Annotated in this window: 16 protein-coding genes and 2 riboswitches; of the genes, 7 read left to right on the top strand and 9 right to left on the bottom strand. The window is 37.6% G+C overall.

Features of this window, described 5'->3' with window-relative positions; genetic code table 11:
- Positions 1–2: 2 nt before the first annotated feature.
- From cobK to JNUCC52_RS22800, 4 genes are read right to left on the bottom strand one after another with little or no spacing between them, the layout of a single operon-like run.
- On the bottom strand, positions 3–764 hold the full coding sequence (gene cobK / locus JNUCC52_RS22815; protein WP_173478977.1) for a precorrin-6A reductase: 762 nt from the start codon (positions 762–764) through the stop codon (positions 3–5).
- The gene (locus JNUCC52_RS22810; protein WP_337980911.1) at positions 761–1,675 is read right to left on the bottom strand and encodes a sirohydrochlorin chelatase; all 915 of its coding nucleotides are present in this window, start codon (positions 1,673–1,675) and stop codon (positions 761–763) included. Before JNUCC52_RS22810 ends, cobK begins: the two co-directional genes overlap by 4 nt.
- Before the next feature lie 15 nt (positions 1,676–1,690).
- Positions 1,691–3,367 (bottom strand): precorrin-3B C(17)-methyltransferase, encoded by a 1,677-nt coding sequence (gene cobJ, locus JNUCC52_RS22805; RefSeq protein WP_173478979.1) that lies wholly within the window; start codon positions 3,365–3,367, stop codon positions 1,691–1,693.
- Between the two features lie 3 nt (positions 3,368–3,370).
- A complete protein-coding gene (locus JNUCC52_RS22800) occupies positions 3,371–3,742 on the bottom strand; it encodes a (2Fe-2S) ferredoxin domain-containing protein (RefSeq protein ID WP_337980910.1) in 372 nt (123 codons plus the stop codon).
- 137 nt (positions 3,743–3,879) lie between these two features.
- Positions 3,880–4,059: riboswitch (cobalamin riboswitch) on the bottom strand.
- Between the two features lie 256 nt (positions 4,060–4,315).
- A riboswitch (cobalamin riboswitch) is annotated at positions 4,316–4,499 on the top strand.
- A 142-nt stretch (positions 4,500–4,641) separates the two neighbouring features.
- Between JNUCC52_RS22800 and JNUCC52_RS22795 the strand changes: the two genes are divergently transcribed.
- The 5 genes from JNUCC52_RS22795 to JNUCC52_RS22775 all read left to right on the top strand — a co-directional run bounded on the left by JNUCC52_RS22795 (position 4,642) and on the right by JNUCC52_RS22775 (position 10,914).
- A complete protein-coding gene (locus JNUCC52_RS22795) occupies positions 4,642–5,388 on the top strand; it encodes an energy-coupling factor ABC transporter permease (protein ID WP_173478981.1) in 747 nt (248 codons plus the stop codon).
- 1 nt (position 5,389) lies between these two features.
- On the top strand, positions 5,390–5,662 hold the full coding sequence (locus JNUCC52_RS22790; protein ID WP_173478982.1) for an energy-coupling factor ABC transporter substrate-binding protein: 273 nt from the start codon (positions 5,390–5,392) through the stop codon (positions 5,660–5,662).
- A 3-nt stretch (positions 5,663–5,665) separates the two neighbouring features.
- Positions 5,666–6,439, top strand: a complete 774-nt coding sequence (cbiQ, locus tag JNUCC52_RS22785; protein WP_173478983.1) for a cobalt ECF transporter T component CbiQ — start codon at positions 5,666–5,668, stop codon at positions 6,437–6,439.
- Positions 6,436–7,308 (top strand): energy-coupling factor ABC transporter ATP-binding protein, encoded by an 873-nt coding sequence (locus tag JNUCC52_RS22780; RefSeq protein WP_337980909.1) that lies wholly within the window; start codon positions 6,436–6,438, stop codon positions 7,306–7,308. Before cbiQ ends, JNUCC52_RS22780 begins: the two co-directional genes overlap by 4 nt.
- An 87-nt stretch (positions 7,309–7,395) precedes the next feature.
- The gene (locus tag JNUCC52_RS22775) at positions 7,396–10,914 is read left to right on the top strand and encodes a S8 family peptidase (protein WP_337980908.1); all 3,519 of its coding nucleotides are present in this window, start codon (positions 7,396–7,398) and stop codon (positions 10,912–10,914) included.
- Between the two features lie 245 nt (positions 10,915–11,159).
- On the opposite strand, the gene JNUCC52_RS22770 is transcribed toward JNUCC52_RS22775, so the two are convergent.
- Together JNUCC52_RS22770 and JNUCC52_RS22765 are read right to left on the bottom strand one after the other, a co-directional pair.
- Positions 11,160–11,600 (bottom strand): GNAT family N-acetyltransferase, encoded by a 441-nt coding sequence (locus JNUCC52_RS22770; protein ID WP_173478987.1) that lies wholly within the window; start codon positions 11,598–11,600, stop codon positions 11,160–11,162.
- Between the two features lie 189 nt (positions 11,601–11,789).
- On the bottom strand, positions 11,790–12,035 hold the full coding sequence (locus tag JNUCC52_RS22765) for a YkuS family protein (protein WP_173478988.1): 246 nt from the start codon (positions 12,033–12,035) through the stop codon (positions 11,790–11,792).
- Positions 12,036–12,256: 221 nt separating this feature from the next.
- On the opposite strand from JNUCC52_RS22765, the gene JNUCC52_RS22760 reads away from it, so the two are divergent.
- Positions 12,257–12,805, top strand: coding sequence for a GNAT family N-acetyltransferase (locus JNUCC52_RS22760; protein ID WP_337980907.1), 549 nt, complete (start codon positions 12,257–12,259; stop codon positions 12,803–12,805).
- Positions 12,806–12,866: 61 nt separating this feature from the next.
- Here JNUCC52_RS22760 and JNUCC52_RS22755 read toward each other — a convergent pair whose 3' ends face one another.
- Positions 12,867–14,105, bottom strand: a complete 1,239-nt coding sequence (locus tag JNUCC52_RS22755) for a DNA polymerase IV (protein WP_337982250.1) — start codon at positions 14,103–14,105, stop codon at positions 12,867–12,869.
- 39 nt (positions 14,106–14,144) lie between these two features.
- Positions 14,145–15,548 (bottom strand): aminotransferase-like domain-containing protein, encoded by a 1,404-nt coding sequence (locus tag JNUCC52_RS22750; RefSeq protein ID WP_337980906.1) that lies wholly within the window; start codon positions 15,546–15,548, stop codon positions 14,145–14,147.
- 128 nt (positions 15,549–15,676) lie between these two features.
- Here JNUCC52_RS22750 and JNUCC52_RS22745 point away from each other — a divergent pair, with 128 nt between their 5' ends.
- Positions 15,677–16,840, top strand: coding sequence for an aminotransferase-like domain-containing protein (locus JNUCC52_RS22745; protein WP_173478991.1), 1,164 nt, complete (start codon positions 15,677–15,679; stop codon positions 16,838–16,840).
- Positions 16,841–16,890: 50 nt separating this feature from the next.
- Here the strand turns inward: JNUCC52_RS22745 and JNUCC52_RS22740 are convergent, their stop codons facing one another.
- Positions 16,891–17,451, bottom strand: a complete 561-nt coding sequence (locus JNUCC52_RS22740; protein ID WP_337980905.1) for a helix-turn-helix domain-containing protein — start codon at positions 17,449–17,451, stop codon at positions 16,891–16,893.
- Positions 17,452–17,486 lie beyond the last annotated feature (35 nt).

Below are 17,486 nucleotides of genomic sequence, written 5' to 3'. Positions count from 1 at the left end.
TCCTAAAGTATGTGTTGTACCGCCTGTACTACTTCCTCAAATGAGGAATATTGCTGGCCGTATTTTATATTTGGTCGTGCGATTAATATTGTTTCAATACCACAAGCCAGCGCTGCGTCAAGCTTTTCATCGACTGAGCCGACCTTGCCACTTTCTTTCGTAATCATCAATGTCACGTCATATTGACGAAATAACGCTTCGTTTAATTCTTTAGAAAAAGGACCTTGAATAGCAACAATGTCTCTTTGTGCCACACCAAGTGCCTCACATTTTTCCATATTATCAAGGCGCGGAAGCATACGTGCGATAACACGTGTATTTTCTAGGCCTTGTAATACTTTTGTAAACGTTGCAAGCGTTTTACTGCCAGTTGTCAGCATAATGACACCACGTTTTGTTGCGGCTAATTGTGCTGCTTCCTCATAGTCTTTGACAACTGTAATCAACGGGTGGTCATAATGCTCATTCGCACGTTCATATCGAATATATGGAACACCAGCACTCTTTGCTGCTGCCATCGCATTTTTAGATGCTTCCTCTGCAAATGGATGTGAAGCATCGACAACTAGACGATATCCGCGTTCTGTAAGTATTGCTGCCATTTCCTCAGCCGTTAGTCTACCAACTAGATGTGGTAGACCTACCTCTGCAAGGCTTGAAGCGGCTGAATCTGTCACAACTGTCGCCGTCACAGCATAGCCCACTGACTGCAATTCAAGTGCAAGATTCCTTGCGTCACTCGTACCTGCTAACATGAAAATCATTTTACTAGCTCCTCGTTATGATGATGGTCATGATGGTGGTCATGGTCATGATGGTCGTGATCGTGATCGTGGTCGTGGTCATGATGGTGATGATGATGCGCATGTCCATGTACCGCCGCATAAGCACGATAATTTTCTAAATCTTGCATACCTGTTGATGTACCATTTACTGCTTGCTCAATACGGTTTAAAAGGACATTTTGCAAACGTTCATGGTAGCCAAAATAGTTAGCAATTTGAATATCACAGTCAGGATATTGCTTATTAAATTGCTCGCACATACCATTCATACGTTCCATTAAAATACCTGTGAATAAAAAGTACGGTAGCATAATAATTTTTTTCGCCCCTAGTTTAACGCAGCGTTCAATGCCTTCTTCAACACGAGGATCTGTCACGCCCATAAAAGCACTTTCCACATAAGGAACGTTCAGTTTTTCCCATAACAAACGAGTAATTTTATAAAAATCACCATTTGCAGCTGGGTCACTACCACCTCGTGCAATTAATAAAATGGCAGTATCCTTATGTTCTTCTTCAGTATTAAAGCCGATTTCTGCTAAGCGGTCTTCTAAAATAGCAAATATTTCATCATGAATACCGATTGTTTGCCCATAGGTAAATGTAATGTTTGGATAATGTTCACGTGCATGTTCGATTTCTGCAGGTATATGCATTTTTGAATGGCCTGCATGAAGTAGAATAATCGGAATTACATGGACCTCTGTAGCACCCTTGTTTATACAATTCGTAATACCTTCTTCTATGTTAGGAGAGGCAAACTCCAAAAAACATGTTTCAACTAAAAAACTTTTATCAACTCGAGGTGTCATTTGCTCGATAAACGTGCGCACCTCGTCGTTTCCTGCTGCTAAACGGCTACCATGGCCAACAAATAAAATTGCTTTCATTTTTTTATCTCCTCACTAGTCGCCGCACGGAGCTGGCTCTACTTTTATTTTTGACGACATATCTTGATACGTAAAATGCAATATTTTTTTCACCCGTTTGAAATATTTGAACAAGCGTTCATTTGGATGTGCATTTGCCTTGTATTCCTCAATAATGTCTGTAATAAGCGGAATAAGCTGTTCTGGCTCTAGCCCCTCTACAACGGGCTGTGCCGCATGGGCTGTACGCCCTACTGGCTTAGCGCCGATAAAAACATCAAATTTACTTTTTCGATAGACGATACCGATATCGTCAAACACTGCTCGATAGCACGCCATGCCACAGCCATTAAAACCAATATTTAAAGTTTTAGGCAGGGATAATCCACCAAGCTTATCTTGAATTTCCTCTGCATATGGAATTGAATCCGCCTTCTCTCCATAACAGAAATCACAGGCTTTTAATGACAGCACATCCCCTATTGGTGCAAGTAAAAAGCCTACTGCTCTTAACTTTTCAGTAATCATTTCAGGCTCTGTCGTCGGAATTTTCAAATGAATTTGATGGTCTGGTGTATATTCCATCGTGCCTTCATCTCCCACAACTTCAGCTAACGTCATCATTTGTTGTGGCGTGAAAAATTTATTTGCTACCCCTGGACTAACAGCAAGTTCAAAAATCGACTCCATTTTTTGCTGGACTAACTTTGTTGTTGTCTTTGTGACAGTTGTTCCTTTCACCATGGCAAGTGCTGTTGCTGCCATTTCCAATGATGATTTTTCTGGTACTGTTACAGGCGCAGGTGCTATTGCAATACTACTTTTCATCCGTCCTGCATTGGGATCTGCCGCAAAGTCTTGGCGTGCAGTACCTGTTTCTTGGTTCATTGCCCACGGTTCATTTTCTTCTCTTAAACGCTGGTGTGGACGTAAAGGCTGTTTTTCTTCTCCAAGTGTATATTTGCGCTGATAGCCACGCGGTGTAATCATTTTATTGTCATAGAAAAATGTCGATGAATTGCCAATAATTACTGTAGTTAACATGCCGATATCATGCTCGAGCATCTCTGCTAACGTTGTCATTGTTATTTCCTGACGATCTCGGTAGGCACTTTTCACAAGTCCTACAGGCGTATCAGGTGATCGATATTCTAGTAAAATTCGTTGCGCTTCTACAATTTGACGTGTACGGCGGCCACTTTTAGGGTTATATAGAGCAATGACAAAATCCGCCATCGCCGCAGCTTCCACACGCTTTGCAATTAAATTCCAAGGCGTTAAATGATCACTTAAACTAATCGTGCAAGAATCATGCATAATTGGTGCGCCTAGCAAACTTGCACAAGAATTAATAGCAGAAATTCCTGGCACAATCTCAACTTCAATCCCTGTTGCTTCCGTCCAACCAAGCTCAATGAGGACTTCATATACAAGTCCAGCCATTCCATATACGCCCGAGTCACCACTCGAAATAACCGCAACAATATTTCCAGCCTCGGCTTGACGAACTGCTTCTTGTGCACGTGACACTTCTTCTGTCATGCCAGTACTAACAATCGACTTTGCACTTACTAAATCTTGAATGAGCTCAACATATGTTTTATAACCGATAATAAATTCACTTTGTTGTAATGCCTCTACAGCACGGGTTGTAATATGCTTGAAATCCCCAGGTCCAAAGCCTACAACAAAAATCTTTCCTTTTTGCGCCATTTTTTACCCCTCTTTCACCTTATCGATGCCTTTGATGGCTGTTGTTTGCGGGGTACGCTGCAACGTACCTTCTGTCAAAGTAAACACATGCTCACTATGTAAAGAATCATCGTTTAAATCTTTTACAAGCGTTCTACCATGCTCTACTGTTGTCACACGATACCAATTTCCCTGTGGATACGCGATTACAACACATGCATCTTTGCATCTGCCATTACAACGCGTTCTTGTTGTATGTATTTCCTTATCGAGTGCTAATTTCTCTATTTCATCTCGTATGGCCAACGTAATTTCCTCAGCCTCTTTTTTCATGCAACTACTACCATTACAAATAAAAAGATGTGTTTTCATGCCCTCTAAGTTCCAAGTTGTCATTGCTGTTCTCCCCTCATTGACTTTTAGGAAAAAGAAAAAACCTTTACTCAACATCGAAGAGTAAAGGTTTTATAGAAGCCAAAATAAAAACGAATATACACGTATCCGCTCTCGCTTCACTTCTCCCTCCGAAAAGTTTGCATATCATCAACTAAGCAGGTTTCCTGACTTAAGCTTCCTCTTACTTTCGCGCCTTCCCAAGTTTCCAGTGGCATTGCGATTTCATCAGCTATTACAGTAGCGGGGGCTGTATCGGATTTACACCGATTTCCCTATTATCTCGAAGTCTATCGAGCACTTAATGATGGATTTATATTTAAATTTTGAAATGAAATGTTAATAAAACGAATATAAAACTGTTTCTATCATAGCCTATTATTTTTACTCTTTTCAACATTTCTTTTTTATTTATTAGATTTTTAATAAAATTTCAACAAATATTCCGTTAAAATTGATTGATTCTCTCTTACATTTATCTGAATTTTCTAGAATGTAATTCTATTAAAAAATCTTTTTACAAAAAAAGAATAGCTTATGATTGGAAAAACATGTTACACTTCTTCGTGAAAACTCACAATTTCATCTTTTTTCGGTGCGAAGTGTATACATTTCGCTTAAAAGGGAAGCCGGTTTAAGTCCGGCGCGGTCCCGCCACTGTATGAGGGAATTTTATAGAAAATGTCACTGTCCAAAGGACGGGAAGGCCTATAAAATGTTGATCTTAAGCCAGGAGACCTGCCGAAAAAATCGTGATCGTTTCAACCTACGAGGATAGGTGTGCGGCTTAGCAAATGACCATTAGTATTTGCTTTTTCAGCTATGCACTTTTTCCTAGACGGAGAAGTGCTTTTTTTATTGCGCATCCTACATTCGAAAATGACTGTGAAGGAGGAATGGTTTTGAAATTTTCATTTTGGAAACTTAGTTATTTCTTACTAGCTTTTTTACTAGTACCAAATCGAGCGTTTGCCATGCATATCATGGAAGGGTTTTTGCCGATTGAATGGGCGATTTTTTGGTGGGTCGTTTCGATTCCATTTATTATTTTAGGATTGCGTTCTATTCGTAAAACAATTGATGAAAATCCTGAAACAAAAATGATATTAGGCTTATCAGGTGCGTTTGCATTCGTTTTATCAGCACTGAAAATCCCATCAGTAACAGGAAGCTGCTCACATCCTACTGGTGTTGGTCTTGGTACGGTTCTTTTCGGGCCATTAGCAATGAGCGTAATCGGAACAATCGTTTTATTATTTCAATCTTTACTTTTAGCGCATGGTGGTATTACTACTTTAGGTGCGAATGCTTTCTCAATGGCGATTGTAGGTCCAATTATTGCGTATTATGTCTTTAAAGGTTCTCAAAAAATTGGTCTTTCATTTTCTATCGCTGTCTTTTTTGCCGCGATGCTTGGGGACTTAGGTACTTACGTTGTCACTTCAGTTCAATTAGCACTAGCTTTCCCTTCTGAAGTAGGAGGCTTTATGGCTTCATTCACAAAATTTGCAGGGATTTTTGCTTTAACACAAATTCCTCTCGCAATTAGTGAAGGAATTTTAACTGTTATCGTCATGAATTTCCTAAAAAAATACAATGTGAGCGAATTAAAGGCTCTTCGTGTTTTCTCAGCAAAGGAGGCACATTAGGATGAAGAAAAATTTACTGCTACTAGCTGTCGTTGTACTTTTAGCAATCATCCCCCTTTTCGTACAAAAGGGTGCAGAATTTGGTGGTGCTGACGGAGAAGCAGAAGCTGCAATCGGTGAAATTAATGCAGAGTATGAACCATGGTTTGAAAGCTTATGGGAGCCACCAAGCGGTGAAATTGAAAGCTTATTATTCGTATTACAGGCTGCGATTGGTGCTGGCTTTATCGGCTATTTTGTAGGCTATATGCGCGGCAAGCATAAGGAAGGTTAAACAATGTTACTCATTGATAAATATGCTTATATGAATAAACTAGCGACTGTTCATCCGTTAGAAAAAATGACGTTTTCCTTAGGGTTACTGCTATTATCGCTTATCGTGAAAGATGAACTTATTTCACTCATTACATTTATTGTAATGAGTGCTTTTATCATTTTATACGCAAAAATTCCCTTTTCATATTATGTAAAATTACTATTGTTACCAGGTTTTTTTCTACTATCTAGTTTAGTATCTATTTTGATTTCAATTGCACCAAATTCAAGTATACTACCAGCACATCGCTTTGCATTTTCACTTAGTCATTGGACCATTTTCATCGGTAATGCAAGTTTGATTACAGCACAGCAGTTATTGTTCAGTGTACTAGGTAGCATTAGTTGTTTGTACTTTTTAATATTAACAACATCGGTCCAATCTATTTGCCACGTATTACGACAATGGCATCTACCTGTTTTATTTGTAGAGTTAGTAGAGCTTACGTATCGATTTATTTTTATTTTTTTAAATAGCATGCAAAAAATCCATCTTGCGCAACAATCACGCCTTGGCTATCAATCACCTATGCAATGGCTTAGGTCGATTTCCATGCTCATTGCAGCATTGTTTGCCGAAATGTTTCAACGTAGTCGCGAACTTAATAATGCGATGCAGGCACGTGGTGGCGAATCGGTCTATTGGCAAGATAGTGTACGATACAGCAAGAAAAATTGGTTTGGAATGGTTATTATTTTTTTATTCCTCATCTTATATGGAGGTTTTTTCTCATGACTGAACTTTATTTTGAGCTTCAACAGTTATCGTATGCCTATGCAGACGGTACTGAAGCACTAACAGATATTACATTACAAATTCCAAAGGGGAAAAAAATCGCCATACTCGGTCATAATGGTGCTGGTAAATCAACATTATTTCAGCATCTAAATGGGATTTTAAAACCGACCGCTGGCAATATTACCTTTTGCAACGAAGCACTTAGCTATTCAAGAAAAGCATTATCAGCATTACGCCAACAAGTAGGCATCGTATTTCAAGATGCTGACAATCAACTTTTTTCAGGTACCGTAAAGCAAGACATCGCTTTCGGTCCATTAAATCTTGGCTGGTCACAAGAAAAAATCGAGGAAAAAATCGCCTGGGCTGTCGCACAAACAGAGGTCGAATCATTACTAGAGAAACCGATTCATTTTTTAAGTGTCGGACAGAAAAAACGTGTGGCGATGGCAGGTGTGCTCGCAATGGAACCGTCTGTTTTATTATTAGATGAACCAACTGCTGGACTAGACAATTATTATGCTGCAAAGCTTTTACATTATTTAGCTAAATTAGAAAATGGGCAACGAACATTTTTATTGGCGACCCATGATATTGCTTTGGCTTATGAATGGGCAGATCAAATAATTGTGATGGAGGAAGGTAAAGTTATTTATAATGGGGATCCTGTTGAATTGTTCTATCAGGAGAAGTTGCTTGAACTAGCGCATCTTGAACGACCTTGGGTTTTTGACATAACTCTCGCCCTGCAAAATAAAAATCTTTTTGATAAGAATATACAGATGCCTCGTTCAAAAGAAGACTTACAAAATCTAATTGAGCATTTGGGTGACAGGCACTCAAACAATTTACAAACAATTTTATAAAAATTTGTTGAGGAATGATGAAACTTTTCTTTTATCCATCCGTTATAAATAGTGAAATGTCATATTTTACTCAAGGAGGGAAAACAATTGAAAAACTGGGTGATGAAATCAATCGCTGTCGTAGCATGTTCTGCACTAATGGTTCCTGCTGCTTCTGCCTTTGCTGAAGCACCACAGAACCCAGAATTGGTGACAAGTATGCTCGCTAGCAAAAAAAAGCAAGCTTTAAAGCAGTTCAACTATCAAAATGGAGGAAACGAATGGATTAGTCCCGATACGATTATCGTTAAACATTCGGGCCTTGCTAAGACCGTACATAGTAAAATTGGTTCAAAAGTAATTCGATCGATTCCTGCATTAGGCTACGAAGTAGTCCAACTTCAAAAAGGTGTAACATTAGAAGAGGCTTTTTCGTATTATGGCAAGCAAAACGGAGTTAAAAGTGTATCTCCAAGCTACAAGTATTATTCCTTTAATACGATTGTAGATCCAAAGAAAAAAGATATGTATCATTTAGACTTACTGCAAATTGATAGAGCTTTATCATTAGCAGGAAATCATGAGGTTAAAGTGGCAGTTATCGATTCTGGTGTAGATTATAAACATCCAGATTTGAAGTCTCAAATACTTCCACCATATAATGCTGCAACACCTGCCAATACTACCTTTTCTGACCCCCACGGGACGCATGTAGCAGGCATTATTGCAGCTACTAAAGATAACGGGTTTGGTGGATACGGTGTTTTCCCAGCAGCAAAGATTCTTCCAATCGATGTCTTTAACGGCAAACAAAGTGCAAATGATTTCGTTATAGCACAAGGGATACTGCACGCCATTGAACAAAATGCCGACGTTATTAATATGAGTCTCGGTGGCTACGGCGAGTCCCCTCTTATGCAGGAAGCCGTACAAAAAGCAATCGATAAAGGCATTACAATTGTAGCTGCTGCAGGGAATGATTCAACAGATTATTACTCCTTCCCCGCTTCTTTCGAAGGTGTCATTAGCGTTGGTTCTACAAATAAACACAATAAATTATCAAGCTATTCAAACTATGGACCATCAGTGGACATCGTTGCGCCAGGAGAAGAAATTTATAGTACCGTTTATGATGGAAAAAAGGGATCCTCATTCACAACATTTAGCGGGACTTCAATGGCATCTCCTGTTGTGGCGGGTGTAGCTGCTCTACTAAAATCAAAATATCCTACTTTAAAGCCTCATGAAATAGAGGCAATACTCGAAATGACCGCAAAGGATTTAGGTGAAAGAGGCTACGATCTCACCTATGGACATGGCCTCGTTGACCCATTTAAAGCATTACACTTCGATTTAAACAACCTACCGAAGCGCTATTCTGAAACAAACGAAGAGCGCCTAAACAATGCCAAAGTGCTAAATAAAAATAGTAAAAATACCGAAAAAGGCGAGTTCAAGCTACCTGATGAAAAGAAATGGTATAAAATTGAATTAGATGCAGGTGAATATGCACAACTGTCATTAAAAGGAGCTAGCTACTTTGACTATGCATTTGACCTATACTTCTACCCTGCAGGTCAAAAAGATGAGTCAGAAACGATTAATGTAAATGATGTTCGCGCAGGAAAACAAGAAGGCTACCTTTATAAAGCAGAACAAGCAGGAACGCTTCTTATTGGCGTCAAAGATTATAATGGAAGCTATAGCCTAAAAGGTGCATCTAACTTCATTTTCACAGCTGAAACGACGAAGGAATTACCTATCGATTCATTAGCAATAGACAGTCCATATAATATTCAACAGTTCCCATTTAGTACAGCGGGGGAAAATTATACATTACTTTCAGAGGATCAACAAATCGACAAAGATTACTTTACTTTTTCAGTAACTGAACCATCTACATTAAAATTTGATTTATCAGGTATACCAGGTGTTACAGCATCAATGGAAATCTATCTAAAAAGTGAGTTGGATAGCATCCCAACAGAACAAGTAGATGTTGAAGAAAATGAAATTGCCCCCTACCCAATACAAGCATATTTCAGCTCCGAAAAAGGTGAAAATGCAAGTATCGTATTTGATGCAATCCCTGAGGAAGAGTATGTATTAAGCGTTTCCAATGACAACAGTGGCGTAATCTCAATCGATATTCTCCTTAGCGGCGGTATTGATAATGAGGAAAAATCGTCCATTAATGAATCTATTATTCCTTACACGTTAAAAGGAGAAATTGTTCATCTTCCTGAAGATGAAGACGGACTTCCTTTGAATGAGCCAATTGTTGAAGACGATTTACCATACAGTGAAAATGAGCCAGCTCCATTAAAAGGAAAGAAACGGGAACGAGTAAATAATTTTTTAAATATAAGTTTAGATTCAGATTTTGATGAAAATGCTATAGATGCTGACCTTATTATGGAGAATGCGATTCCTTATAATATCGGTGAAAGTCAAAAAGCATACTTCCAAACGGAATATGATGAAGATTATTTCGTATTTACCGCTCCAGAAGATGCGATTTATGGTTTCCAAATTAAAAAAGGATATAATCATAAGCCAGCCGCTACATTATTGGAATATGATGAGGAAACGAATGAGTTGCTACCATTTTCTTCATTAACTAATGATCCAGGGCTAATTGGTCTACTTTACGGCATAACAATTGATGAAAACGATGCAAAAGCAATAGCACTGAAAAAAGATAAAACATACGTTGTGAAAATTATCAATACTGGTGGCCATTCTATCGAACCATATACACTATCAACAAGTAAGATGGTTGCTATACCTGATGACAAAAACAATGATATAAATGCAGACATCGATGCCCAAACAATTGTACCAGGTAAGGACTATCAAAATCATCTTCTCTATAATGATGATAAAGATTACTACTACTATAAACAGCGAGGGGAGGATACAGTTTTAAGTCTTCTGATATCTTCCGTACCTTATACAAATAAACAACTCAATCAGTTACCAAAAGAACTTCAATTTGACTTGAAGTTTTCTGGTTCAATTATCGAGGATACAAATGGCAATATGCAAATCGATGACGAAGAACTAGCAACAGAAATTCCGTTTGGACAAGGTGAAAGCTTATTTGAAATATTCCTTGGTCTCTCGGGAACTTCAGAGGTCAACACCTCTTTCCTAGCAAAAAGAAATCACGGTTATTTTATTACTATAAACGGTACGGACTTTGGGCTCGTATCACTGCAACCATACACATTATCTGTATTTAATCATAAAAATGTTGATGAAGATGCAAATTCCACATTAGTGAATGGTTTGCCAACAGAACCAACAAAGCTAACGAAAAGTGGCGATAAATATGTTGCTAATCAATATTTAAATGCCAGTGTGCCATTTGGCGATAAAGACTATTTTGAATTTTACAATGACCGCAAACGCGATGTGTTCTTCTCTTTACAAACTGAAAAAGGTTTAGATGGTGTAATTCGAATTATTGATGCATTTGGAAAAACGGTTGAAACATTAGATCTTTACGGTTCTAAAGATACGGAAATAGGTTTTGTCGAACTAGATAAAGGAACATATTATATAGAAGTTAGTGAAGTAAACGGCAAAGCGAGTACAAAACCATATACGCTCGAAGTACAGTAACTAGCAACTATAAACAAAGCAAGGCATCGAGTTAGGTTCCTCGATGCCTTTTGTCTTTATTCTCAACGACTTCATTCGAAAATTAACTTTTATCTCAATCAAATATTGTTTTCTTTTCTGGTGTATGCAAAAATTCAAAAAGAAGATTAAGTTATCACATACTTCTACTACAATGAAACCTATCACGCTATTGTAGATAGACATAAAAAAAGCATCTACATCCAAAATGGATGAGATGCTTTTTCCTAATTAAAATACTTAACATAATTACAATATTGATCTTGCTTCATATTGAGATTTTCATAGAGCTTTCGTGCATGCACATTATCTGTAGCCGTTTGAAGTGTAACATATCTTGCATATTGTTGCTCACAATATTGAAACACTTTCTCCATCAATGCTTTGCCCACCCCTTGGCCTCTAGCATCGTCTGTTACATATATATCATTTAGTATATATGCCCGCTGTAATGCGATAGATGAAAAAGTTGGATATAGTTGCGCAAAGCCAATCGTTTTCCCATTTACTTTAGCAATAAAAATAATGGATTCTTTTAAAGCCATTCGTAATTGGATAAATGCTTTAGCACTACTTCTATCTGATTCTAATCCATAAAACTGGCGATATTCATCAAATAGCACTGTTACTTCTTCTAATTCATCCAGAGTCGCGTGAAGTATTTCCATTTCAGTCTCTCCCCTTATGTCTACCCGTGATTGTTAAAATATGTAGCTAGTGTTAATTATAAAGGAAATGCTGGTATAAAGATATTAGGAATAGTACTTAAGAGATAAACTTAGCTTGCTTCAGGTGGAAATTAAAAGATGCCGCTTTCGAAGCCACTTTAGACTTCAAAAACAGCACCTAAGCCATATTTAGTGGAAATAATGATCTACACGCTGTATTACTTCATCAGCAGAAAGCCCAGCCGCATCAATAACAGGTCCTGCCATTATAGGATCACTAATTCCCATAACATCTCTATCCTGCCCTGTAATTACGCAAGCATCGCATTTTTTTGCATCTTCTTCATTGCGAAGCTGAATCACTTCATAACCTTTAGCTTTTAATGCATCTTCAACATTTGATAATGATTGTTCGACACCAATAATTTTAGACATTTTTCTTCCACCTCCTATATGTTAATGTGCCATATAGGATTGCTAATTATTCACTTATTTCATTTTTTGTTAAGAACAAAATGTTATTAAAATCGTTATTATGTTTCCAGCTGTATTCAACATTTGAATTACCCAAAATTATACAAAATAACCATTTATATGTGATATACTATGAAAATAAGTTTTCATGGCATGAAATAACTAGAAGAAGGAGGAAGAACATGATTTATAGTAAAACTGATAAAACACTCGAAACAGATCGGCTACTGCTACGCCTTTTTAAAGAAACGGATGCACAGGAAGTCAGTAAGTATTGCAACAATTACAATCTATACAAAAGCACGTTGAATTTACCTTATCCATACTCAATTGATTGTGCACTGACATGGATTGCAAATCATGAAAAAAACTATGACTTAGATCAAATATATGAATTTGCTATTACAGACAAACAAAGTGGTCAGTTATATGGGGCTATCGGTATTTCCAATCATCAACAATACAAAAATGGCGAAATTGCCTATTGGATTGGTGAAGAACATTGGGGCAATGGCTATGCAACAGAAGCAGCTAAGGCTCTTATCGACTTTGTGTTTACAGAGAAAAACTATCATCGTGTTTACGCTCGCTATTTTAAATCAAATCCCGCTTCTGGTAAGATTATGGAAAAGTGTGGTATGCATTATGAAGGTACTTTAAAAGACCATATTTACAAAAATGACGTGTTTGAAGATATAGTTTTTTACGGAATTATTAATCCGATGAAATAAAGATGCAGGTTGGGGCTTACGTGAACGTAATGCCCCTTTGTACTTATGTTTAGGTTAACTCCTACTCGTGGTCGTCCAAAAAGTCTTTGCTAAAGCTCGTTTGTGATTGGTAAGATGATCGTTTGCCGATATCCACACCTCGTTTAATGATCCCTTTCCCAAAGCGCCCTTCAATCTCATCCACTACCTTTAAAATCGGCTCGTCTTTTACATGCTCTTCAAAATTGAAAATAGACAACTGTTGGCTATAATCTTTCCGATCAACCACATTGGAAACAGTCACCCCGAGCAAACGAACAGGCGATTCATCCCAATGTTTATCAAATAGTCCACAGGCAATTTCATAAATATCCTCAAAGCGATAAATGACATTCGTCATCGATTTTGAGCGTGTATGATTGTGCCAATCTGCATCACGAATTTGTATACTGACTGTGGAACCTGCTAAACGTTTTGCATCAAGCCGTTCTGCTACCTTTTTACACAATCCTTCAATCGTTTTATGCAAGGCACGTAAATCGGTTACATCATGTGGTAATGTCGTAGAATTACCGACACTTTTCGTATCATAAATTGCTTCTGGATCAACTTCTCTAGTATCAATTCCATTGGCTCTTGCGCGGAGTCTAACCCCATTTTTCCCTAATATATGTTTGATTTTATGTTCATCCACCTTAGCCAAATGACCGATTGTAAAAATGCCTTGGTCATTTAACTTTTTGGCTGTACTTTCACCAATGCCATGCATTTCGACTACTTCAAGTGGCCAAAGTACTTGTTCAATATCTCGTAGTCTTAATACTGTAATACCCATCGGTTTTTTCATATCCGATGCAGTTTTTGCTAAAAACTTATTGGGGGCTACACCAATAGAGCAAGGCAAATCCAATTCAGCTAATAATCGACTTTGTATTTCCTGGGCAATTTGAAGCGCATGGCGCTCCTTACTTAATAATGTTACATCCATATAGCCTTCATCAATTGATACTGGTTCCACCAGTGCCGTATAGCTACGTAAAATAGCAAACATCGCTTTGGAAGCCTCACGGTATTTTTGAAAATCTGGTGGTAGCAACAATAAATCTGGACATTTACGTTTTGCTTCATGTACCGTCATTGTCGTATAAACGCCAAGCGCCCTCGCCTCATATGAACATGTCACTAATATGCCCCGTCTTTCCTTTGGGTTCCCTGCAATTGCGATTGGTTTCCCTTTTAAGCTAGGATCATGCGCCTGCTCAACAGATGCATAAAAACTATTCATATCAACATGAAAAATAATCCGTCCTTTATGTTCCATCATTTCACCACACATACCATTATTATGTACTATCTATTTTTAATCTATAAAAGTATAGTCACCATCACTTTCGAGCAATTCCTTTAATACGGTTAAGGCTTGCTCCAGTTGCATGCTATTTTCGGGTGCAGTTATTGCCAATCGAACTGCATTTACAGGTTTAGCATTTCCTACTGCAAAACGCTCTGCAGCATATACTTGTACGCCCGCTTTCGATGCAAGCAATTCAAACTGCACACCAGTAAATTTTTCAGGCAATAGAAGCCATCTAAAAATGCATTCATCATTGCCTAAAATATTGTACTCACCTAAATATTGATTAACAAGGGCATTTTGTTGTTTAGCATATAATCGTTGTTTCTCTAAAATCGTTTGAGCAACTCCATCTTGGATTAATCTTGCTGTAAGCTCCACCATGACTGGTGAAACAGATATATTCATATTATATAATGTTTCAATAATTTTCTTTCTTAAAGCACTAGGTGTCACAACAAAAGAAAGTCTTAACCCAGGTGAAATCGTTTTGGACACGCTAGCAATATAAACTACCTTTTCTGGTGCATAAAGTGCAATTGGTGCAAGAGGCTGTTCTTGTAAAAAGCTATATATTGCATCCTCAATAACAATTATATCTTTTTGCCTTGCCACTTCTGCAATCATTTTCCTCGTATCGATTGACATTGTATGGGTTGTAGGATTATGAAAATCAGGAATGACGTAAAGACCTTTAATATGTTCATTTTTACAAGCATATAAGAGCCCTTCTTTTGTCATTTCTCCATCTTTTTGGTGAATAGCCACAAGTTGTATTCCGAGCATATTCGCCGCCGTTTTTATCCCCGCATATGTAATTGGATCTGTTCCAATGCGATCTCCTGGATGGAACAATGCTGCTAGTGTAGCGACAATTGCATTTTGTCCTCCTGCCCCCAACACGATAGGCTGATCTGTTTGAAAGCCGACTTTTTCCAAAAGTTTTGCTGCTGCTTCTGTTTGCCAGGCGTTCGCCTCAGGTCGTCCATATTGAAACAAATTGCTGAAATGCGAATCATTCAGCATTTTTTTCATATAGCGTGTTATTTCCTCATTGGCATATGTCGTAGGCAACACGGAACCCAACTCAATCATATGAGCAGAATGACTTGTAGGTAATAAAATTTTATTCGTTGCGGCATCAGAAGAAACAAACGTACCGCTCCCTATTGAAGCATAAATGAGCCCTTTTTGTCCGCAAAGCTTAAACGCACGCGTAATCGTGCTTAAATTTACATCTAAATAATCAGCAATCTCACGTTGTGGAGGTAACTTTGTTCCTGGCAATAAAATACCTTCTTTAATATCCTGTTCAAGCTGTTCAGCAATTGCAATATATATTGGTCCTGAAATATTACGGATATTTGGCTTCCAGCTCATTGGGTATTCATCAAATGAATTGAATGGCATATTTTATGCCCCTTTCTCCTCAAATTTGCATACAATATTTAAATTGTCTTGCATACAATGATAATATTGTATGCATATGATTACAATGATATAATTTTTAAAAAATCAGAAAAAGGACCGATAAAATTATGCAATATTCTGAAAGAATCTTAAACACACCATCCTCATTTATCCGTAATATTTTAAAAGTAACGGATGCCGAGGATGTTATTTCCTTTGCTGGCGGGCTTCCAAACCCAATCTCTTTCCCCATTGATGCATTAAAAGCATCTGTTGATCACGCCATTAGTGAAAATGGTAGTCGACTATTCCAATATTCATCAACGCAAGGTTATGCACCTCTACGTGAATACATCGCTGCAAAATATCGACGTGTTCATGGGTTAGATATCCATGCGGATGATATATTGATTACAACTGGTTCACAGCAAGCACTTGAACTGATTGGGAAGGTACTTATCAATAAAGGAGATGGCATCATCATTGAGGAGCCAGGCTATTTAGGAGCGATTCAAGCCTTCACATTAAGTGAGCCTACTTTTTATGGTGTAACACTTGAAAATGATGGTCTTAATTTAGAAGAGTTAGAGAATGCTTTACAGCAACCTAACGTAAAATTCATCTATACTGTACCAAACTTTCAAAATCCAACTGGACTAACGTATTCAAAGGAAAAGCGTCAACAAATTTATGACATCATTGCTAAATATGACGTAGCATTAATTGAAGATGATCCGTATGGAGAATTACGCTTCCATGGTGAGCCACTACCTTATATCGGTGCTGGAAAACTCGAAAATAGTATTTTATTAGGTTCTTTCTCTAAAACAGTTACACCAGGTATGCGCTTAGGCTTTGTCATTACAAAAAACAAAGAGTTAATGAAACATATTGAAACAGCAAAGCAAGCAACTGACCTACACACAAACATTTTCTCTCAATATGTCATTTATGATTATTTAGCAAATAATGACTATACAGAACACGTGAAAAAAATTGTTTCATTATATAAAAATCAATCCGATGCAATGCTAGATGCGATGCAAGAATTCTTCCCTGCACACGTTACGTACACAAGACCAGATGGGGGAATGTTTATCTGGGCTACAATGCATAACGGAGCAACTGCATTGGACGTTTTCAACAAGGCAATGGAACAAAAAGTCGCATTCGTTCCTGGTGACCCATTCTACACATCTAAAACAGGCGTAAATACAATGCGTCTAAACTATACAAATGCCACACCTGAAATTATCCGTGAAGGGATTAAGCGTTTAGGCAGTATTTTATAAAGACAAAAAGAACCGTATAAGGCGCTATGAATACGCGCCCATACGGCTTTTTATTTTTCATTAGGATAATAGATTGTCATCGCAAACTTCGTTAATGTATTACATGTATTGCTATAGAAATGCGGTCGGTCAGCTTTAAATCGAATAGAGTCACCATTTTTTAATTTATACTCGTTGTCATTAACCCGTATCATTAATTCGCCTTCAAAAACGGTAATAAACTCTTCCGTTCCTTCCTTATGCGCTTCAGCGCTTAATTTTCCCTCTTTATCAATCTCAATGGTATATATTTCAAAGCGACCGTCCTCTTGAAATGGAAAATTCGGATATACTCTATATTTTCCATTATCCTCTGACAATACTTGAATATCCTTTTTATAAATTACTTCAGTATCCGTTTGTGGTTGATGGATAAGGGAAGTAAAAGAAACCTTTAGCCCATTTGCGATTTTCCATATTGTTGTAAGCGTCGGACTGGACTCCCCTCTTTCAATTTGTCCAATCATTGTTTTACTTACACCACATAGTTGAGACACTTTTTCTAAGCTTAATTTTTCTTTTTCTCGAATGGCTTTTAAATTTCTTGCAAAAATAAGATGAATTTCTTCCATACGATCACCTCTTTAAATATGTACAATATAACGTA

It is taken from the genome of Lysinibacillus sp. JNUCC-52 (assembly GCF_015999545.1).
Taxonomy (GTDB): Bacteria; Bacillota; Bacilli; order Bacillales_A; family Planococcaceae; genus Lysinibacillus.
This window is presented reverse-complemented; position numbering and strand designations above follow the sequence as displayed.